Annotated in this window: 18 protein-coding genes; 13 read left to right on the top strand and 5 right to left on the bottom strand. The window is 63.8% G+C overall.

Going from position 1 to position 20,299, the window contains the following annotated elements:
- Positions 1–120: 120 nt before the first annotated feature.
- Both QE394_RS04460 and QE394_RS04455 read right to left on the bottom strand, forming a co-directional pair.
- The gene (locus tag QE394_RS04460; protein WP_261619433.1) at positions 121–603 is read right to left on the bottom strand and encodes an SRPBCC family protein; all 483 of its coding nucleotides are present in this window, start codon (positions 601–603) and stop codon (positions 121–123) included.
- Positions 603–959: a metalloregulator ArsR/SmtB family transcription factor gene (locus QE394_RS04455; protein ID WP_056083829.1), complete on the bottom strand. Its 357-nt coding sequence runs from the start codon at positions 957–959 to the stop codon at positions 603–605. The genes QE394_RS04460 and QE394_RS04455 overlap by 1 nt, the downstream gene beginning before the upstream one ends.
- Before the next feature lie 169 nt (positions 960–1,128).
- On the opposite strand from QE394_RS04455, the gene QE394_RS04450 reads away from it, so the two are divergent.
- From QE394_RS04450 to QE394_RS04410, 9 genes are all read left to right on the top strand, one after another.
- Complete coding sequence (locus tag QE394_RS04450) at positions 1,129–1,533, top strand: tautomerase family protein (RefSeq protein WP_268159096.1); 405 nt, start codon at positions 1,129–1,131, stop codon at positions 1,531–1,533.
- A 175-nt stretch (positions 1,534–1,708) separates the two neighbouring features.
- Positions 1,709–2,725, top strand: a complete 1,017-nt coding sequence (iolC, locus tag QE394_RS04445) for a 5-dehydro-2-deoxygluconokinase (RefSeq protein WP_349033842.1) — start codon at positions 1,709–1,711, stop codon at positions 2,723–2,725.
- Positions 2,722–3,657, top strand: a complete 936-nt coding sequence (locus QE394_RS04440) for a deoxyribose-phosphate aldolase (protein ID WP_349033841.1) — start codon at positions 2,722–2,724, stop codon at positions 3,655–3,657. The genes iolC and QE394_RS04440 overlap by 4 nt, the downstream gene beginning before the upstream one ends.
- A 6-nt stretch (positions 3,658–3,663) precedes the next feature.
- The gene (gene iolD, locus QE394_RS04435) at positions 3,664–5,646 is read left to right on the top strand and encodes a 3D-(3,5/4)-trihydroxycyclohexane-1,2-dione acylhydrolase (decyclizing) (RefSeq protein WP_349033840.1); all 1,983 of its coding nucleotides are present in this window, start codon (positions 3,664–3,666) and stop codon (positions 5,644–5,646) included.
- 43 nt (positions 5,647–5,689) lie between these two features.
- Entirely contained in the window at positions 5,690–7,204 is a 1,515-nt protein-coding gene (locus QE394_RS04430; RefSeq protein WP_261619429.1) for a CoA-acylating methylmalonate-semialdehyde dehydrogenase, read from the top strand.
- A gap of 23 nt (positions 7,205–7,227) precedes the next feature.
- A complete protein-coding gene (locus QE394_RS04425) occupies positions 7,228–8,139 on the top strand; it encodes a sugar phosphate isomerase/epimerase (protein WP_056083841.1) in 912 nt (303 codons plus the stop codon).
- A 45-nt stretch (positions 8,140–8,184) separates the two neighbouring features.
- Positions 8,185–9,198 carry a Gfo/Idh/MocA family oxidoreductase gene (locus QE394_RS04420; RefSeq protein WP_349033839.1) on the top strand — a complete coding sequence of 338 codons (1,014 nt, stop codon included), beginning with the start codon at positions 8,185–8,187 and terminating at the stop codon, positions 9,196–9,198.
- Between the two features lie 42 nt (positions 9,199–9,240).
- Positions 9,241–10,116 (top strand): sugar phosphate isomerase/epimerase family protein, encoded by an 876-nt coding sequence (locus QE394_RS04415; protein WP_349033838.1) that lies wholly within the window; start codon positions 9,241–9,243, stop codon positions 10,114–10,116.
- Positions 10,117–10,118: 2 nt separating this feature from the next.
- Positions 10,119–11,543: a sugar porter family MFS transporter gene (locus QE394_RS04410; RefSeq protein WP_349033837.1), complete on the top strand. Its 1,425-nt coding sequence runs from the start codon at positions 10,119–10,121 to the stop codon at positions 11,541–11,543.
- A 93-nt stretch (positions 11,544–11,636) separates the two neighbouring features.
- Here the strand turns inward: QE394_RS04410 and QE394_RS04405 are convergent, their stop codons facing one another.
- Positions 11,637–12,086: a MarR family transcriptional regulator gene (locus tag QE394_RS04405; protein WP_349033836.1), complete on the bottom strand. Its 450-nt coding sequence runs from the start codon at positions 12,084–12,086 to the stop codon at positions 11,637–11,639.
- 163 nt (positions 12,087–12,249) lie between these two features.
- Between QE394_RS04405 and QE394_RS04400 the strand changes: the two genes are divergently transcribed.
- Positions 12,250–13,473, top strand: a complete 1,224-nt coding sequence (locus QE394_RS04400) for an MFS transporter (protein ID WP_349033835.1) — start codon at positions 12,250–12,252, stop codon at positions 13,471–13,473.
- A gap of 1,267 nt (positions 13,474–14,740) precedes the next feature.
- Here QE394_RS04400 and QE394_RS04395 read toward each other — a convergent pair.
- Positions 14,741–15,412: a TetR/AcrR family transcriptional regulator gene (locus tag QE394_RS04395; RefSeq protein ID WP_349033834.1), complete on the bottom strand. Its 672-nt coding sequence runs from the start codon at positions 15,410–15,412 to the stop codon at positions 14,741–14,743.
- A gap of 225 nt (positions 15,413–15,637) precedes the next feature.
- Here QE394_RS04395 and QE394_RS04390 point away from each other — a divergent pair, with 225 nt between their 5' ends.
- From QE394_RS04390 to QE394_RS04380, 3 genes are read left to right on the top strand one after another with little or no spacing between them, the layout of a single operon-like run.
- Positions 15,638–16,405: a hypothetical protein gene (locus QE394_RS04390; RefSeq protein ID WP_349033833.1), complete on the top strand. Its 768-nt coding sequence runs from the start codon at positions 15,638–15,640 to the stop codon at positions 16,403–16,405.
- Positions 16,406–16,428: 23 nt separating this feature from the next.
- Positions 16,429–17,076 carry a class F sortase gene (locus QE394_RS04385; RefSeq protein WP_349033832.1) on the top strand — a complete coding sequence of 216 codons (648 nt, stop codon included), beginning with the start codon at positions 16,429–16,431 and terminating at the stop codon, positions 17,074–17,076.
- Positions 17,077–17,114: 38 nt separating this feature from the next.
- Positions 17,115–17,738, top strand: a complete 624-nt coding sequence (locus QE394_RS04380) for a hypothetical protein (protein ID WP_314215409.1) — start codon at positions 17,115–17,117, stop codon at positions 17,736–17,738.
- Between the two features lie 338 nt (positions 17,739–18,076).
- On the opposite strand, the gene QE394_RS04375 is transcribed toward QE394_RS04380, so the two are convergent.
- Positions 18,077–18,889 carry a sigma-70 family RNA polymerase sigma factor gene (locus QE394_RS04375; protein ID WP_349033831.1) on the bottom strand — a complete coding sequence of 271 codons (813 nt, stop codon included), beginning with the start codon at positions 18,887–18,889 and terminating at the stop codon, positions 18,077–18,079.
- Positions 18,890–20,299 lie beyond the last annotated feature (1,410 nt).

Below are 20,299 nucleotides of genomic sequence, written 5' to 3'. Positions count from 1 at the left end.
CCGCCTGCTGTCCTCCGGGATGGCAGGCGGCGCCGCTTTTTTGTTTAAGGACGACGACGGGTGGCAACGTTGGCGGCCCGAAGGTGCGGGCCCGCCGTCGCGCCCGTTCGTCGGTGCCCGTCAGACCTTGGCGGCGCTCAGCAGCTCGTCCAGCCGCTCATAGCCTTCGGTCATGCCGCCCTCCATGCCGGACTGCGCCATGCCGTCCCGGGCTTCCAGGCTGGGGTAGACGGAGTGGCCGCGGAGCCTGCACCGGCCGCCGCCGAGATCCTCGAAGGTCATGAACTCCAGGCTGACCACGTCCGGGTAGCCGCCGAACTCGAAGGTCTGCAGCGCGAACTCATTTTCGCGGACCGTGTGGAAGATCCCGCGGAACTCGTAGGGGACCCCCTCCGGCCCGGTGTGGACGTAACGGTAAGTGCCGCCGCTGCGGAAATCATAGTGGTCCATTTCCATCTTCATGCCGCGCGGGCCCAGCCACTGGGTGATCAGGTCTGGTTCCTTGTGGGCGCGGAAGACATCCGCCACAGGGAAGTCGAACTCGCGCTCGTAGTCGATGAAGGGCAGGCCCTCGGGGACGGAAAGCTTCAGGGAATTGCTCATCATTGTTCCTTTGCCTTGGCGCCGCGTTGCCCGGCGCTGGATTGAAGCATGGCATCGAGGCTGCGGAACTGACCCTCGCGGACCAGCCGGTACTGGTCGATCCACGCTGTGAGCGCCTCAAGCCGTGCAGGGTTCAGGTGGACGGGCCTGCGCTGGGCGTCCCGGGTGCGGGTCACCAATTGCGCCTGCTCGAGTACCTGGATGTGCTTCGAGACCGCCTGCTTGGAGATCTCGAATGGTTCCGCCAGTTCATTTACCGTGGCCGGGCCACGGCTCAGCCTGGCGATGATGCTCCGCCGGACGGGGTCGGCCAGGGCCAGGAAGGCCGAGTCCAGTGCCGTGCTGTCGGAGATCATCGGGAGTCCTTGCTTATCTGGGTTGCTTGGTGTTCAACCTTTTCATTGATCAACCTTTCGGTTGATCAAGGATAGGCCTGCGAATCGCCGGCTGCAAGGGGAGGGGTCTTGTTTTCCAAATTCGTAGTTTGTTAGTATGTCAGTACAAACTTTTTGAAGGAGAACTCGAATGCCATTGGTTCGCATTGATGTCAACGAAGGCCGCACCCCGGATGAGCTGCAGCGCCTGAGCCGCGGCATCCACGACGCCATTCTCGCCGAGTATGGCATCCCGGAGCGCGACTACTTCCACATCCTCACCGAGCACCCCAAGGGCCAGATCTTCGCCCAGGATGCCGGCCTGGGATTCGAGCGCACGGGTGGAGTGGTCATGATCCAGATCTTTACGCAGGCGGGCCGCTCCCAGGAGGCCAAGCAGAAGCTGTTTGCTGCCGTCGCAGGGAAGCTCTCCGAAGCGGGCGTCGCCGGTGAGGATGTCTTCATCGGCTATGTGGAAAATACGGCCGGCGACTGGTCCTTCGGCTACGGACGTGCCCAGTACATCACGGGTGAGCTGGCTGTTCCCAAGAAATAACGGCGCGGATAATTAGTGCGCTCTAACCATGTTGTAAGTATGTCAGTACAAACCTTTGACAGGACATTCGATCTAGGGCAAAGTAGTGCCTGTGGCCCACACCACGGCGTTTACGGCCCGGACCACCAGCCTTCCGAAGGTGCCACGTTCCACACCAGAAAGGTCCACGATCACCGTGACCCATGAGCTTCTTACGATCGGGCGCATCAGCGTTGATATCTACCCGAACGACATCGGGGTTGGCCTGGAGGACGTTAACTCCTTCGGCAAGTACCTGGGTGGTTCGCCCTCGAACGTTGCCGTTGCCGCCGCCCGGCACGGCCGCCGGACCGGCGTTATCACCCGCACCGGGGATGACGCGTTCGGCACCTACCTGCACCGCGAACTGCACAAGTTCAACGTCGATGACACCTTCGTGACGCCGGTTCAGGACTGGCCCACCGCTGTGACCTTCTGCGCCATCAAGCCCGCCACGGACGAATTCCCGCTCTATTTCTACGGGCGCTTCCCCACGGCACCGGACCTGCAGATCAAAGCCGAAGAGCTGGATCTGGACGCGATCCGCGATGCAGGGATCTTCTGGTCCACTGTCACGGGCCTCTGCCAGGAGCCCAGCCGCAGCGCCCACATCGCCGCGCACGAAGCGCGCCCCCGTACCGGGCTCGCCGAGGGCCAGTTCACCATCCTGGACCTGGATTACCGGCCGATGTTCTGGGCCGCCGAGGAGGAAGCCCGGGCCGAGGTCGCCAAGATCCTGCCGCATGTTACCGTCGCCATCGGCAACGACAAGGAATGCGCCGTCGCAGTGGGGGAGGGGACCCCCGACGAGCAGGCGGACCGCCTCCTGGCCGCCGGTGTGGAAATCGCCGTCGTCAAGCTGGGCGCCGAGGGCGTCATGGCCAAGACCCGCACCGAGCGCGTCGTCTCCGCACCAGTCCCGGTGGAAACCCTGAATGGACTCGGTGCCGGGGATTCGTTCGGCGGTGCCTTCTGCCACGGCCTGCTCTCGGGCTGGCCGCTCGAACAGGTCCTGGACTACGCCAACGCCGCCGGCGCCATTGTCGCCTCCCGCCTCTCCTGCGCTGATGCCATGCCGACGCCGGAGGAAGTCACCTCGCTGCTGGCCGAACGCGGCCGTACCGTGCCGGGTGCCGTTTCCGGCGCCTCCATTCCCGAAGGAGCAGCACTGTGACCCTCACCCCCGTTAGCACTGGCCGGGCCGTGGACGATGATCCCCGCCGGTACGAGCACCTGAGCACCATCCGGCTGGAAGACCCTGAGGCCGTGGCCCGTGCGGCCAAGTCGCGCCGCCGCCATCCGGGCCTCAAGGCCGGCCGGCAGAACTTCATTGTCGCCGCGGACCACCCCGCCCGGGGCGCGCTGGCCGTCGGATCGGACCCCGTGGCCATGGCGGACCGCCGCCAGCTGCTGGACCGGCTGCAGATCGCGCTGGCCAACCCGGCCGTTGACGGTGTCCTGGCCTCCCCGGACATCATGGATGACCTGCTCCTGCTGGGTGCCCTCGACGGCAAGCTGGTCTTCGGGTCAATGAACCGCGGCGGCCTGGCCGGCCTGGTCAATGAGTTCGATGACCGGTTCACCGGCCACACCGCCGCCGCCCTCGAAGTACTCGGTGCCGACGGCGGCAAGATGCTGACCCGCATCTGCTTGGGCGACCCGGACACCGTCGCCACCCTCGAAGCCACCGCCAAAGCCATTGATTCGCTGGCGGAGCGGAAGCTGATCGCCATGGTGGAGCCCTTCCTGTCCGTCCGTGAAAACGGCAGGGTCCGCAACGACCTGTCCACCAACGCGGTGATCAAGTCCATTGGCATCGCAGAAGGCCTCGGCTCCACCAGCGCCTACACCTGGATGAAGTTGCCGGTCGTTGCGGACATGGAACGCGTCATGGCTGCCACCACCATGCCCACCGTCCTCTTGGGCGGGGATCCGGCAGGGTCCCAGGACGAAGTCTTCGCCACCTGGGGAGCTGCCCTGTCCCTGCCAGGCGTCCAAGGCCTCACCGTAGGCCGGACCCTGCTCTACCCCGCGGACGGTGACGTTGCCGGCGCAGTCGCCAGCGCAGCCTCGCTCCTGCACCACACCACAGAAATTCCGGAGTAAACCGCCATGGGCACAACTACGCGCAGGATGACGGTGGCCCAGGCCGTCGTCGAATACCTTTCCAAGCAGTACACCGTTGACTCCATCAACGGGGTGGAGTACCGCGAGCGGCTCATCCCGGGCACGTTCGGGATCTTCGGGCACGGCAACGTGGCCGGTGTGGGCCAGGCGCTGAAGCAGTACCAGCAGCTGGACCCGGCCGTCATGCCGTACTACCAGGGCCGGAACGAACAGGCCCAGGTCCACCAGGCCGTCGGCTACGCCCGGCACACCCGCCGCCGCCAGACCTATGCGATCAGCACCTCCATCGGCCCCGGTTCCTCGAACCTGCTGACCGGTGCCGCGTTGGCCACCACCAACCGCCTGCCCGTGCTGTTGCTGCCCAGTGACACGTTCGCCACGCGGGCCGCTGACCCGGTCCTCCAGCAGCTGGAGCAGCCCTACGCGTACGACATCACGGTCAATGATGCGTTCCGGCCGTTGTCGAAGTTCTTCGACCGGGTCAACCGGCCCGAGCAGCTGTTCTCCGCCTTCCACCACGGCCTGCGCGTCCTCACCGACCCGGCCGAGACCGGCGCGGTGACCATTTCCCTGCCGCAGGACGTCCAGGCTGAGGCCTTCGATGTCCCCGGGGAGTTCCTGGCCGAACGGGAGTGGCGGATCCGCCGCCCCGACGCTGATGCTGATGACATCGCCCGCGCCGTCGCAGCGATCCGCTCCGCGAAACGTCCGCTGATCATTGCCGGCGGCGGCGTCCTCTACGCCTACGCCAACGACGAACTGGCGAAGTTCGCCGAGCTCACCGGCATTCCGGTGGGCAACACGCAGGCCGGCGTCGGCGTCCTGCCCTGGGACCACGCCCAGTCCCTCGGCGCGATCGGTTCCACCGGCACGACGGCGGCGAACGCCATCGCAGCCGAGGCGGACCTGATCATTGGTATCGGAACCCGCTACGAGGACTTCACCACCGCGTCCCGGACAGCGTTCCAGAACCCGGACGTGCGCTTCCTCAACATCAACGTCGCCCCGATCGACGCGTACAAGCACGGCACTACGCTGCCGATCGTCGCCGACGCCCGCAAGGCACTGGTCAAGCTCAACGCGGCCCTGGGCGGATACCGGATCGGCGCCGACCTCGAACAGCAGATTGCCTCCGAGAAGAAGCGCTGGGACGCCACGGTCGACGAGGCCTTCGCCCAGGACTACGCGCCGCTGGTGAGCCAGAACGCGATCATCGGCGCTACCAACAAAGCCATGGACGCCCGCGACGTCGTGATTTGCGCCGCCGGGTCCCTGCCCGGAGACCTGCACAAGATGTGGCGCGTCCGCGACCCATTCGGCTACCACGTCGAATACGCCTACTCCTGCATGGGCTACGAAATCCCCGGCGGCCTCGGAGTCAAGCGCGCAGCCCTCGCCGAAGCGGCGAGCACGACGGCGGCAGGCGGCCCCGCCGGGACCGGCGCGGCTGAGGTGCGCGACGTCGTCGTGATGGTGGGCGACGGTTCCTACCTGATGATGCACACCGAACTGGTCACCGCCGTCGCCGAACGCATCAAACTGATCGTGGTGCTGATCCAGAACCACGGCTACGCATCGATCGGCTCGCTCTCCGAATCGTTGGGTTCGCAGCGCTTCGGCACCCAGTACCGGGCACTGAACGAAGAGCAGCACAGCTTCGACGCGGGGGAGACCCTGCCCGTGGACCTGGCCCTTAACGCCGAGTCCCTCGGTGTGAAGGTCATCCGGATCGAACCGGGCGAGAAGGTCATCGCCGAACTCGAACAGGCCGTCCGGGACGCGAAGGCTGCCCCGGAAGGAACCGGGCCCATCCTGATCCACGTCGAATCCGACCCCCTGCTGGACGCGCCGTCGTCGGAATCGTGGTGGGATGTCCCCGTCTCCCAGGTGTCCGAACTGGATTCCACCCAGCAGGCCTTCCAGACCTACACCGACCACAAGTCCCGTCAGCGCAAACTGCTCGGCTGACCCTGTACCTCCATCCCCTTCGAACCACTCAAGGAAGAGTCCCATGACTGCCATAACCACCGAAACCACCGTCATCAACCACTTCATCAACGGCGCTGAAACCGCCGGCGAGGGGGACCGCACCACCCCGGTCTACAACCCGGCCACCGGCCAGGTCTCCGCTGAGCTGCGCCTGGCCAACCGCGCCGACCTGGACGCCACCGTCGCGGCCGCACGCGCCGCTGCCGATACCTGGGGCGATATTTCCCTGGCCAAGCGCACCGCTGTTCTGTTCAAGTTCCGTGAACTCGTCGCCGCCCACGTGGACGACCTTGCCGAGCTGATCACCGCCGAGCACGGCAAGGTCCTCTCCGACGCCAAGGGCGAAATCGGCCGCGGCCTCGAGGTTATCGAATACGCCTGCGGCGTCCCCACCCTCCTCAAGGGCGACTACTCCGACCAGGTCTCCACCGGCATCGATGTGTTCTCCTTCCGCGAACCCCTCGGCGTGGTGGCCGGCATTACTCCGTTCAACTTCCCCGTCATGGTGCCGCTGTGGATGGCGCCGATGGCCATCGCCACCGGGAACGCGTTCATCCTCAAGCCCTCCGAACGCGACCCCTCCGCCTCCTTGCTGCTCGCCAAGCTCTGGAAGGAAGCCGGCCTCCCGGACGGTGTGTTCCAGGTCCTGCACGGTGACAAGGAAACCGTGGACGGGCTGCTGACCCACCCGGACGTGGACGGCATCAGCTTTGTTGGTTCGACCCCGATCGCCCAGTATGTCCACGAAACCGCCACCAAGCACGGCAAGCGCGTCCAGGCCCTGGGCGGGGCGAAGAACCACGCCATCATCCTGCCCGACGCCGACCTCGACAACGCCGCCGACCACCTGGCCGCCGCCGCCTTCGGTTCCGCCGGCGAACGCTGCATGGCCATCTCCGTCGCTGTCGCCGTCGGGGAGGCTGCCGACGCCCTCGTCGCCAAGGTCCAGGAACGCGCCGAAGCCGTCAAGGTCAACAACGGCACCGAACCCGACGCAGAAATGGGCCCGGTCATCACCCCCGCCTCCAAGGAACGCATCCTGCGGATTGTCACCGAAGCCGAAACCGCCGGCGCCGCCATGGTGGTTGACGGCCGCGACCTCGTGGTCCCCGGCCACGAAGACGGCTTCTGGGTTGGCCCCACCGTCCTGGACCACGTCAAGACCGAAATGACCGCCTACCAGGAGGAAATCTTCGGCCCCGTCCTCGTCGTGGTCCGCGTCGACACCCTCGAAGACGGCATCGCCCTGATCAACGCCAACCCCTACGGCAACGGCACCGCCATCTTCACCTCCTCCGGCGCGGCCGCCCGCAAGTTCCAGCGCTCCGTCACCGTGGGCATGATCGGCATCAACGTGCCGCTGCCCGTGCCGGTGGCCTACCACTCCTTCGGCGGCTGGAAGGCTTCCCTCTTCGGCGACAAGCACATCTACGGCCCCGAAGGCGTATCCTTCTACACCCGCGGCAAGGTCATCACCTCCCGCTGGCCCGAAACCCACCACGCCTCCGGCGCCTCCTACAACTTCCCCTCCAACTGACACCAGAGAGAGACAACGCTGTCATGACTGAGAACAAGCTGATCATCGGCACCGCTCCTGATTCCTGGGGAGTCTGGTTTGCGGACGATCCCCAGCAGACCCCGTGGGAGCGCTTCCTCGACGAGGTGGCCGAGTCCGGCTACAAGTGGATCGAACTGGGCCCCTACGGCTACCTGCCCAACGATCCCGCCCGCCTGGCGGAGGAACTGAAGCAGCGCGACCTCAAGGTCACCGCCGGCACGGTGTTCACGGCCTTCCACCGCGGCCTTGACCAGTGGGAGACCGCCTGGGAACCGGCCCGCAAAGTGGCCGAACTCACCGCCGCAATGGGTGGCGAGCACATCGTGGTCATTCCGGCCATGTGGCGGGACGACGTCACCGGCGAAGCCGTGGAAAGCGGCCAGCTCACAGAGAAGGCCTGGAGCGACTTGTTCGCAGGGCACAACCGGCTGGGCAAGACCCTGTTGGAGGACTTCGGCCTGCAGCAGCAGTTCCACTCGCACGCAGACTCGCACGTGGGCGCACAAGCGGACATCGAAACCTTGCTCGCCGCAACGGATTCGAAGTACCTGAACCTGTGCCTGGACACCGGCCACGCCGAATACTGCGGTGCTTCCAGCTTGGAACTGATCAAGAACTACCCGGACCGCATCGGCTACCTGCACCTGAAGCAGATCAACCCGGACATCCTCAAGAAGGTCAACGAGGAAAACATGACCTGGGCGGCAGCCAACCTCGCCGGCGTGATGACCGAGCCGCCGAACGGGCTGCCCGACCTGCGCGCCGTCATCGAAGCAGTGGAGGCACTGAACCGCCCCATCTTCGGGATCGTGGAGCAGGACATGTACCCGGTGGCCTTCGACGTCCCCATGCCGATCGCCAAGCGCACCCGTAACTACCTGCTGTCCTGCGGTTCCCGCACCGCCGTCAGCTGACGGACCAGCACAGCCCACTCCCTCCAGATCCCAAAGGACAGAACAATGACTGAAACCCTCCGCGTCGCCGTCATCGGTGCCGGGCGCATGGGCGCCGACCACATCCAGCGGCTCCACCAGCGAATCCACGGCGCCGAAGTGGCCGCCGTCGTCGACGTTGACCTCGCCCGTGCCGAGGCCGCCATCGAAGGCATCCCGGGCGCTGTGGCCCTCGCTGACGCCGAGGAAGCGCTCAACAACGGCGACGTCAACGCCGTCCTCATCGCCACCCCCGGCTTCCTGCACGAGGACATCCTTTTCAAGGCCATCGCCAAGGACATCCCCATCCTCTGCGAAAAGCCGCTGACCCCGGATGCAGAGTCCTCGCTGAAAATCGTCGAGGCTGAGGTGGCCTTGGGCCGCAAGCGCATCCAGGTGGGCTTCATGCGCCGCTTCGACGCCGAGTACGCCGCCCTTGGCTCCATCATCCGGAACCAGGAACTCGGCGAACTGCTGATGCTCCACCATCAGCACCGCAACCCCACCACCCCGGCAGGCTTCACCAACGAGATGCTGATCAATGACTCCGTGGTCCACGAGTTTGACGCCATCCGGTTCTTCACCGGCGAGGAAATCACCTCTGTCCAGGTCCGCCTCGGCAAGGCCACGAAGAACGCCCCGGCCGGCCAGCACGACCCCCAGCACGTCCTGATCGAAACGGAGTCCGGTGTCCTGGCCGACGTCGAAATCTACGTCAACGCAAAGTACGGCTACGAAGTGGCTACCCAGGCGTCCTTCGAGGAGGGCGTCGTCAGCATCGGCGGTGACAAGGGCCCCTACACCCGCAGCGCCGGCCGCTGGGGCGGCAACGTCACGCCCGGGTTCGAGGAGCGCTTCGGTGCGGCGTACGACGTCGAAATCCAGTCTTGGGTGGACGCGGCACTTAGGGGCGAAATCGGCGGCCCCTCCGCCTGGGACGGGTACGCCACCGCAGCGTGCTGCGAAGCCGGCGTCGAAGCGCAGAAGAACGGCGAGAAGGTGGCAGTGAAGCTGGCCGCCAAGCCGGACCTCTACAGCTAGTTCCACCTTTCCGGCCTTCCTGATCCACAATGGAGTGTTTACGTGAAAATCGCACTTGACCCCACCCCGTACCACCACTCGCACAGTCTCCTGGAGTTTCCGCGGGTGGTGGCGGACCTTGGCTACAAGTACATGCAGATGACCCCGCACGCGGACTTTATCCCGTTCTACAACCACCCCAAGGCCGACGATGAGCTCGTTGGCCAGCTGGGCAAGGCCTGCAAGGACACCGGGATCGAAATCGCGTCCATTCTCCCGGTGCTCCGCTGGTCCGGACCGGACGAGGACGCCCGTGAAGCGGCGGTCCGGTACTGGAAGCGAGCCATCCAGATTGCTGTGGACCTGGGCGTCAGCACCATGAACACGGAGTTCAGCGGCCGGCCCGAAAAGGCCGAGGAATCCGAGCGGGCTTTCTACCGGTCCATGGAGGAACTGCTGCCCATCATCGAACGTGAGGGCATCGACCTGCTGATCGACCCCCACCCCGACGACTTCGTGGAAGAGGGCCTGGCGGCCATCCGCGTGATCCGGGGCGTGAACTCGAAGAACGTGGGCATGGTCTACGTGGCCTCGCACAGCTTCCACATGAAGAACCAGCCGCTTGAGATCATGCGCGCGGCGGGGGACAAGCTGCGCCTGGTCCACGTGGCCGACACCATGGACCACCACGCCTCGCACGGCCTGCGCTACATCACCAACCCGCCGGGCAACCCGGTCCGCGTCCACCAGCACCTGAAGGTTGGCGACGGCGACGTGAACTGGGACGAGTTCTTCGGCGGACTGAAGGAAATCGGCTTCCTGGACCGCGAGGACACCGTGATGGTTTCCAGCGTCTTCGCCGAGGACGACAACGCAGACGAGGTGTCCCGGTACCAACTGGACACCATCCAGCAGTACGTCCAGAAGGTCAGCGTATGAGTGTGCCTGCGCATACGGAAACCAAGCCCGGGAACCACAAGAAGGCGCTCCGGACAGTCACCATCATCTCTACGTTCGGCGGCCTGCTGTTCGGCTACGACACCGGCGTGATCAACGGCGCGCTGCCGTACATGCAGGAGGACCTCGGCCTGACGCCGCTCACAGAGGGCCTGGTGACATCCTCGCTGCTGTTCGGTGCGGCCTTCGGTGCACTGTTCGGCGGCCGGCTGGCCGACCGCAACGGCCGCCGCAAGATGATCATGGTCCTGGCCGTCATCTTCCTGGCCGGCACGCTCGCCTGCACCTTTTCGCCGACCACTGAAGTGATGATCGCTGCGAGGTTCGTACTGGGCCTGGCCGTGGGCGGTGCCTCCGTGACGGTTCCGGTGTACCTTGCGGAAGTGTCACCGAGCGACCGGCGCGGGCGGATCGTCACGCAGAACGAGCTGATGATCGTCACCGGCCAGCTGCTGGCCTTTATCTTCAATGCCTACCTCGGCAACACCTTCGGCGAGGCCGGCGGCATCTGGCGCTGGATGCTGGTGATCGCGACCCTTCCTGCCATCGCGCTGTGGATCGGGATGAACTTCATGCCCGAGAGCCCCCGCTGGCTCGCTTCGATGGGCAGCTTCGGCGAAACGCTCAGCGTGCTGCAGCGGATCCGGTCCCAGGAGGAGGCCCGGAAGGAGTTCGAGGAAGTCAAAGCCATGGCCGTGGAGGACTACAAGTCCAAGATGGGCACCTGGAAGGACCTCGGCATTCCGTGGCTCCGCCGGATTTTCTTCGTGGGGCTGGGCCTGGCGGTGATCCAGCAGATCACCGGCGTCAACTCGATCATGTACTACGGCACCCAGATCCTATCGGAGTCGGGCTTCGGCCGCGAAGCGGCACTGACCGCCAACATTGCCAACGGCGTCATCTCGGTGCTGGCCACTTTCGTAGGCATCTGGCTGCTGGGCAAAGTGGGGCGCCGCAGGATGCTGATCACCGGACAGGCAGGCACCACGACGGCGCTGCTGCTGATCGGGTTCTTCTCACTGATCCTGCCGGAGGGCTCCGTCCGGGGTTTCGTCATCCTGGCGCTTACCGTGACGTTCCTGGCCTTCCAACAGGGCGCCATCTCACCGGTCACCTGGCTGATGCTGTCCGAGATCTTCCCGCTGAAGATCCGCGGCCTGGGCATGGGCGCGTCTGCGTTCCTGCTGTGGATCGTCAACTTCCTGGTGGGCTTTGGCTTCCCGCAGCTCCTTGCGGCCATCGGGCTGTCCAACACGTTCTTTGTTTTCGCCGTACTGGGTGTGGGTGCCATCGCATTTGCCGCGAAGTACGTTCCGGAGACCAAGGACAAGAGCCTCGAGGACCTGGAGCACTACTTCAAGAACGTAGCCGGGCAGAAGCCCGGGGCCGCCGCCGGGAAGCTGAACTAGCCCGGCCGCCTATCGTTGCGCCACAACAGGTGATGCCCCTCCGGTGATTCCCGGAGGGGCATCTTCTGTTGGTGCTGGAAGGTTGGGCCGTGACTACGCCGGAACGTGAAGCGTGGGCAGCGCACCCACCAGGGGTGCAAGTTCCGGCAGCCGCTGCGCCTGTTCAAGCGCACGTTCCAGCGTGGCGTCGTGGACCGGGCGGGCTTCGGCAAGCAGCGTGCTTCCGCTGGGGGTGAGCTCGGTGTAGATGCCCCTCCGGTCGTCGTCGCAGAGGATCCTGGTCAGAAGGCCCCGGTCCTCGAGCCGGTTCACCAGGCGGGTGGTGGCACTGGGGCTGAGGGCCGTGGCGCGGGCCAGCTGCTGCATGCGCATGTGCCAGCCGTCCTGGCGGTTCAAGGCGTCCAGGACGGTGTACTCCACCACGGACAGTTGGGACTCCGCCTGAAGGGACCGTTCCAGCTCGCCCTCGATCAGGCCATGCAGGGCCGCCAGGGTGCGCCAGCCCTGCGCGCGGACCTCGACGGCGTCGTCCTTGATGCCCATGGATACTCCTTCCGGTAAGCGGCTGCGGAGGACCGCTGCCAGCGATATAGAAATAGTTGCTTGCGCGGTATATTTGCATGTGCAACAATAAATACCGCGCCTGCAACTATTTTAGGCGCCATTCCCCCTCAGAACAACCAGAACAGCTCAAAGGAGCATCACCATGCCTGTTGGCCTGATCGCCCTCGCCCTTGGAGGGTTTGGCATTGGACTTACCGAATTCGTTATCGCGGGCCTCCTGCCTGACGTTGCCGCCGACTTCGGGGTGAGCGAGGCGTCCGCCGGATGGTTCATCTCGGGCTACGCGCTCGCCGTGGTGGTGGGCGCCCTGGGATTGACGGCGGCCGTGACCAGACTGGAGCGCAAACCCGTCCTGGCCGGCCTGCTGGTGCTGTTCATTGCCGGGAACCTGCTGTCCGCAACGGCTGCTGACTACTGGCCCATGATGCTGGGGCGGGTCATCGCCGCACTCGCGCATGGTGCCTTCTTCGGCATCGGGGCGGTGGTTGCCGCAGGCATGGTGCCGCCCAGCAAGAAGGCCGGTGCCATCGCCCTGATGTTCACCGGGCTCACGGCCGCCAACGTCCTGGGTGTACCGTTCGGCACGCTGCTGGGCCAGGCTGCTGGTTGGCGGGCTACCTTCTGGGCCATCACCGTGATCGGCGTGGCGGCGCTCGCCGGCATCCTGGCGCTGGTGCCCCGGCAGGCCGGCGCAGCTGAAGCCGGCGGAAGCCTGCGTTCAGAGCTTGGCGCGTTCCGCTCCGGCCAGGTGTGGCTGTCCATCGTAGTGACGGTCCTGGGCTTCGGCGGTATGTTTGGGGCGTTCACCTACATTGCGTACACCCTGACGGAAGTGTCGGGATTCGAGGCCTCAACGGTCCCGTGGCTCCTGATCGTGTTTGGCGTTGGGCTGTTCGCCGGTAACACCCTTGGCGGCAAAGCGGCGGATCGGAACGTGGACCGTACCCTGCTGGTGGTGCTCGCCGTCCTGGCTGTGGTCCTGGTGGCGTTCGCCTTGACGGCAACAAACCCCGTGCTGTCCGTGGTCTCCCTGGTGCTGATGGGAGGATTCGGGTTCGCCACCGTTCCCGGACTGCAGATGCGCGTCATGAAGTACGCTCCGTGTGCGCCGACCCTGGCCTCCGGCGCTAACATCGGTGCCTTCAATGTGGGGAATGCCCTGGGCGCCTGGCTGGGCGGCGTCACCATTACGGCAGGCTTCGGGTACACATCGCCCATTTGGGCCGGAGCTGTCATCACCCTGGCGGGCGTGGCCGTTATGGCCTTCGCTGCGGCGGCTGCCAAGCGGAGCGAAACCCGCATAGGTACGCCAGCCGAAGCCCCGGGCGGGGCGTCGGCGGAGGCCGCAGGCGCGGTCCGCGTCTGAACCATCCGCCAAGTACGCGATGGAGGCCCACCTCGCCGGACAAAAGTGTTGCCTACATCGGTGGCAAACAAGGTGCTTGGACCTGCGCCTTGGACGTCGGTTTGGTCATGGTTACTGTGTTCGCCCCAGGTGGAGCGGTGGTCGGCTGGGCCCTGGCCGGCACGTTGGCAGGCATCGGACTCACCCCTGCCAGTTGTGCTGGCTGGTGGTCTGCTTCACTCCTTACCACATTCGAAAGGTGGCCACGTGGCCGATAAAATTCCGGATCCTTGGATAAGCGCCTCGTTCTTCGTTTGGGCGATCTGGTTCGCGCTGTGGCAGCCTTTTGTCTGGTGGCGAGGAGTTGCAGCAGTCTTAGCCGTGGCTCTCGGATTCTGGGGTCTTTTCCTGTGGTGGCGCCACAGGCGAAAGAACTCAGCCACTGTGCCTCCGAAACCTTATGAAACCACATCAGAGCATTGACAGAGGCGACGGCATCGTCACTGTGGAGGGTAGTCCTCCAAATGACACCGCAGCCCGAGAGCGGCAGGGGTACCCCGCCGCTCTCGGCGGTTTCATGGACTTAGCCTTGTGCGGTAGAGGATCCTTTACCGCGCGTGCCCTGTCGGCAGTGCGGCGAGATGCTCTGCTGTGGTGTCCAGTACCCGTGATTTGTGACAGTTGGGACAGAGGATGGCTACGGCGAGAGTGTCTTCCTGCCGACCTGAAATGGTCGGTGACTCGACTTCGAGGTGCAGGTCGTTGTCGCATGTCGGGCACCAGAGGCGTTTTCCTCGTGGCTGGTGTGCGTGGCGGGGAATGTAGCTGCCTGTCGGTGCGGTCGCGGTGGGGTTCATGGCAGGGTGGGGTAGCTGGTGAGAATGTAGTTGGCGGCCGCAGGTCCGGTCATGCGTATGCCTTCTCTGGGGTCAACGCGAGTTCTCATCGCGGCCCAGAATGAGCGCTCTGTCCGAGGAGTGATGCTGGATATGCTGCACCAGCTTGTGTATAGCCCATAGAACGAATCCCTATCGAGGGTCGATTCCGATTCGGGATCACGATAGGTGGCTTCCTGAAGGAATTGGTCGAACTGTGAATACGCCATCGTGTCTCTTTTCAACAAGGTGGGGTGTCCGCTGTTGGGCTACAGTGACCGCAATGTTCGGTGCCCTGCAGCAGCGATGCGACGTGGAGCGGGTACATCAGTTTCTTTGGCGATGAAGCACAGGTGCGGGCGATCCAGCCGTATCTGGTGCGGGGCCGGAAATGGGCCTGTCAGGTGTCGTCGTCAGTGGGTGAGCTTGCCGGCCACCGACGGTCCGCTCGCTGCCAGGGCGGGGGTGCCTCCGTGGGCGGAGATGAGGGAAGCGGCCATTCGTTGGGCCAGGACGGCTGCCTCCCTGTCTCCCTCGACCGCCGAGATAATGGATCCCTTCGTCAGAATGTGGCAGGACCGGGCAAATATGTCCGGTTGGTCAAGGCCTGCCTCTTCGGCGAGGGTTTGCATGAAGGCCCTTACCTGGGCCAGATAGCTGATGGCTGCCTCTCCCAGGGGGTGGGTGGGGCCCATCTCCAGCATCGTGCTCACGAACGCGCACGCCTGGAAGTCATCCCGGCGGAACCATCCGTCCAGTACGTCGAAAATGACCAGTAACTGGGCGGTTGGGTCGTCGGTTGCCCTTCTGCATTCAGCGATGATTGCCTCGACAGTGAGGGTCTGGTGGCAGCGTTCGAGGAAGGTCAGGACCAGATCGTCTTTGGAGGCGAAGTGCCCGTAGAACGTGGCCTTGGCGACCCCGGCGCGGAGTATCAGCTCATTGATGCCGACATCGCGGATGCTGCGCTGCGCGAACAGCTCATCAGCGGCAGCCAGGATGCGTTCCCGCGCACCAGCCTGCGGGGGCAGTGAACGGGCAGCGGCGCCTGTCGGGGCTGTTAGGGAAATCTGGGTGTTTGCCATCCCAGCTGACATTACACCACAACCAGACAGACCGGTCAGTCTAGCAGTGCGTACTGACCTGGGACAACATGAAGCGAAGCATGCTTATTAACCGGTTTTTGTGGGTTACGCTCCTGCTGTTCGAGGTGTGTTTTGTTTCACTGCCTGGCCCATCCCGATGGTCACTGGCCGCGAACCACTGGTGCTTCGCTCATCCCACTGTTACCCATATGAGGAGTCTCCCTGATGAATAAGGCACTTCGGCTTCTGGCCGTCCCCACATTGGCACTTGGTGCCCTGGCGCTGTCTACTGCTCCTGCAATGGCTCACGATGGTGACCATTCGTACCAGTCCACGCTGGGCCAGCTTAATGGCAGCACCGCAACCGGAACGGTCACCGTTGATGTCACCGGCAACACGGCTCATGCCGTGCTGAAGGTTTCAGGTTTGCCTGCAACGTTCAAGGACGCCCCGTACCCCCACGTACAGCACATTCACGTCGGTGCCCAGGGCGTATGCCCGGCACCTTCGGCTGATAAGGACGGCGACGGCGTGGTCTCCACGACCGAGGGCGCACCTTTCTATGGCGCCATCGGCACCACGCTCTCAGTCAGCGGTGATACCAGCCCGGCTGCAGGCCTTGACCTGAAGCTCGCAGGTCAAGGCGCAAGCTACACGGTGGACCGGATGTTTGAGCTGAACGCCGAGACGGCTGCGGCTCTTCATGACGGCAAAGCTGTCGTCGTTGTGCACGGCCTTGACCCGGCAACGCTGAGCCCGGCCGCCCAGGCTGCCCCCTCGGATCTCGTGCCGTCTCTGCCCCTGGCCGCGACGTCCCCTGCACTGTGTGGAACGCTGACAGCCGGCATGGCCATGCCTTCAGGCGGCGCTGACACCGGGGTAGCCACTGAAGCTGATGGCACGAACACCGCTGGACTGGCCCTGGGCGGTGGACTGGCGCTGGTGGCCCTGGCCGGCGGCGCGTACGTCGTCCGTCGCCGCGCCACCGCATAAGCAAAGGAACGGTTCATCACCAGATGAGACAGTTCAACGGCTACCGCTGGTGCCTTTCGGCACCGGCGGTAGCCGCACTTATCGCCCTGACCGCCTGCGGAGCCCCGGATACCCCGACCGCAGAACCTGCCGCACCCTCGACGACTGCCTCTGCCCCGGCCTCGGCCTCGCCCCAGCAGCCGCTTCAAACCCCCACAACAACGGCAGCGACCACACCCACCTCACCGCCGGTGTCCCTCAGCATTGCGGCGATAGACCTGAAAACTGACCTGCTCTCCCTGGGACTGCGTGAAAACAGGTCACTGGATGTCCCGTCCGCTACCGAAAACAACGCCCCGGCGAGCTGGTACAACGGTTCTCCTGTTCCCGGGACCGTCGGTCCGTCCGTGATGCTGGGGCACGTGAACTCCCCGAACGGAACACCAGGGGTTTTCGCCAGGCTCCGCGACCTGGCCCCGGGAGATCCGGTCACCGTCACCAGCCAGGACGGGAAAACCGTGACCTTTACCGTCGAACGGGGCGCCGCCTATAGCAAAACCGACTTCCCAACGTTCGAGGTCTACGGCAATACTCCGGGACCTGAACTACGCCTGATCACCTGCGATGGGTACGACCCCGCGACAGGGCTCTTTGACGACAACTACGTCATTTACGCCAAAATCCGGCCCTAATCCACCACCCGCTTCTCAACCCACAGGACTAAACCACCATGAACCGTCCCTATCGTTGGGTCACCGTCCTGGCCGCGTCAGCAATTCTTCTCTCCGGATGCGCCGCCACCAGCGGAACCGGCAACCCGGGCGCGCCGGCAGCTGCAGGATCAATCGCGCCGGCCACGGGCCACCACGGCACTGGCCCTGTCAGCGGTGCAACCCCGAGCCAGGGACCTACCGAAGCGGCCCAAATGGTGTGCGGGGACGAAGTCCAGAAAGATATGGCCACCCGGCTCGGACTACCCGAAGCACCCCACAGCGTCAGTAGTTTCAAAGACAAAATCTTCACTTGCACCTACCACCTCGTCGAAGGCGACCTGGTCATCTCCGTCAAGGAAACCCCCGACGAAAGCGCAGCCAGAACCTACTTCGAAGCGATGCAAGTCGAAGTCCCCAACGCAACCGTCATCAAGGGCCTGGCCAATCTAGGCTTCCCCGCCTACAGCAACGAGGCCGGATCTGTCGTGTTCCTCAAAGACCACATGATCCTCCACGTCAACGCCACGGACATCACCACACCACTCGGCCCGAACGAAATGACTCCCGCGGAATTTTCCTACCAGACAGCAACAACCATCCTCGCCTGTTGGAAAGAACATCCCGAACAAGCGCAACACTGACAGGCCCGAGAATGGCGCGGCGTCTAAAACGATGCTCAGCTGAAAGATGGACAAAGCCGTTACCGGGCTGTGGGCGGCTATATCAGGAGGACTATGACCGGCAGGACGACATCTCTCTGCCGGCACTGCGGTCAGCCGGCACGATGGCTCTAACCAGCGTTGAAGTGGTGAAAGCAGAGAACGAGAAAAAACGAACCGCTGGATAACCAGCGTTCTTCACCCACGCAACAAGTGGAGTCCCCGAGATTTTGACTGTGTCAGGCACGAGACACCGATGCCCGGCCGCTGGCTTTTTCGGCATACTTTGGCTTACCGGAGGTTCTCGACGGCTTTCGACTTTAGGCCGGTTCGAGTTGTTCTCGGAGTTGTTTTAGGCCATCCCGGATCCGGGATTTGATGGTGGGCAGGGGTTTTGAGAGTCTTTCGGCGACTTCGCGGTAGGTGAGAGGGCCGAAGTATGCGAGGACAATCGCTTCGCGTTGCAGTGCTGCCAGTGAATTCCTGAGTTGCAGCGCGTCCATGCGCTCCATGGAGGAAGCTGCGACCTCGTCGTAGGGACGGGTCCAGGAGGCGGAGGCCCAGCGTGCATCACGGTTGGTGCTGCTTTGATGCCATCGGACCTTGTCCACCGCTCTGCGGTGGGCGATCGTCAGCAGCCAGCCGGTCGGGCTTCCCAGCGCAGGATCGTATGCTGCTGCGTCACGCCAGACCACAATGAACACTTCCTGGGTCACCTCCTCGCTGAGGCCTCGCTCGAGGACTACCCGGCGAACCACCCCGAAAACCCGACGTGAGGTGAGCCGGTAGAACTCCGAAAAGGCCTCGTGACGTCCCTGACCAATTTCCTGCAGGAGTTCGATGAGATGCCCCGTAGAGTCTTGAGAGGCAGGAAACGGCTCAGTCTCGATTGCAGCCGCAGATACTAGGGTGTGGCTCGCCGCTTCCAACCCAATTACCGGCGCCGAGGGCTGCATGGGAGCGCCGCAGTGCACCGTCCGTCCGACCTGCGGCGCAGTGGTGCCGTCCAGGGTAGATCGGGTGAAGTCCGTGTGGCCTTCCGAGAGGTCGATGCCTTCGGCCGGTGATACGACACCTGGGCCCGGACCAGGCTGTGAAACTTCGGCGAAAGCAACCAGGACACTCAACTCCATTGGGAAGCAACATCAGGAACATTCGTAAGCATACATATAACTAGCACATCTAGCTAGTTTGTCTAGTGAATTCAACCTGCATCCGATAGGCATCCACGAACGGGATGGAGTCGTTTCACAAACTGCCGGTCGTGCAAGAATCGCCGTATGGATCAGGATGAGCGGCAGCCGTATGGATCAGGATGAGCGGCACAGGGAAGAATTGATGATCCTCGAGGCTCTGGTGCAGGCGATGGATCGGCGCGACGAGCTCTTCCAGGTGATTGAGGACTCAGAGGACGTGGACGAAGCAATCCGTCGCGTGGGTCAACTATTGGGCGTGGGAACCGTGGGGAGCCGGGCAGTCCTAGATTTGCAGGCCAGAAGATTCACCCGAGTCCAGCGTTTTTCGTGCAGAAGAACTCAGGTCCATGTTGCCCGAAGGGCGCTGAGCTGCCCGCGCGCGATCAACATATGGTTGATCTTCCTGGCATCGCTCCCAGCTTTCAGCGCCATGAAGTGCGTCATGAACTCCACCGGCGAAAGGCGCCCGTTGGCCGATCCCTTACCGAACACTTCGGTGTCTTCTGAAGGAGACCGATGTTGTGACAGGCTGCCTGCGCGGCATCGTGCTAGCGTCCGACATTGACGAGAGCATGACCGGTATTAAAGGGGGATCCGTGAAGCGTCAGTATTTCGGTCGATTTTCAAGTGTCTTAGTTAGCAGCAGTATGCGCTGGAATCCGGGCGGAAGCCGCTGACGTGGCCTTTGCAGCGGTAGAAGCTGCCAACCTCTCGGTACGTTTGGGGCGCAGGACGGTGGTGGAGTCCCAGTCGTGGGTCCATAGTTCGGGAATTCTTGGACTTCTTGGTCCTAACGGTGCGGGTAAGACGTCGCTGTTATCGGTGCTTGGAACCCTTCGGCGTCCTAGCAGCGGCACGGCCCGCGTTGGTGGACATGATCTCCAGACGAGGCACGGCATTGCCCAGGCGCGAGCAGCTACCGGCTATCTTCCCCAGTCTGGGTTCTTTGTTCCTTCGTTCACGGTCAGGGAATCCGTTGCTTATGCCCTGTGGCTTAAGGGCCAGCGAAACAACGTGTTGGTCGAAGAAGCTTTAGAGCGTTCAAATACCGCCCACCTTGCTACGCGAAAGATGTCCAGGCTTTCGGGCGGTGAACGTCAGCGGGTGGGGATTGCGCAGGCCGTGGTGTCACAACCGGGTGTCCTGTTGTTGGATGAGCCTACGGCCAGCCTTGACCCTATTGAGCGTCGATCTGTGCTGGATGTCCTGGCCTCCCTGTCAGGGACGACAACAATAATTATGTCCACTCACAATGTCGCCGACCTGCCCGAGATCTGTGATTCTGTGATGGCCGTTTCGAGGGGCAAGGTCCGCTTCCACGGAAGCGTAAGGGCGTTTGCCGCCGTG

The sequence above is a fragment of the Pseudarthrobacter sp. SORGH_AS 212 genome (genome assembly GCF_030818145.1).
Taxonomy (GTDB): domain Bacteria; phylum Actinomycetota; class Actinomycetes; order Actinomycetales; family Micrococcaceae; genus Arthrobacter.
Note: the sequence above shows the minus strand (reverse complement) of the source record. Positions and strands in the feature narration are given on the sequence as shown.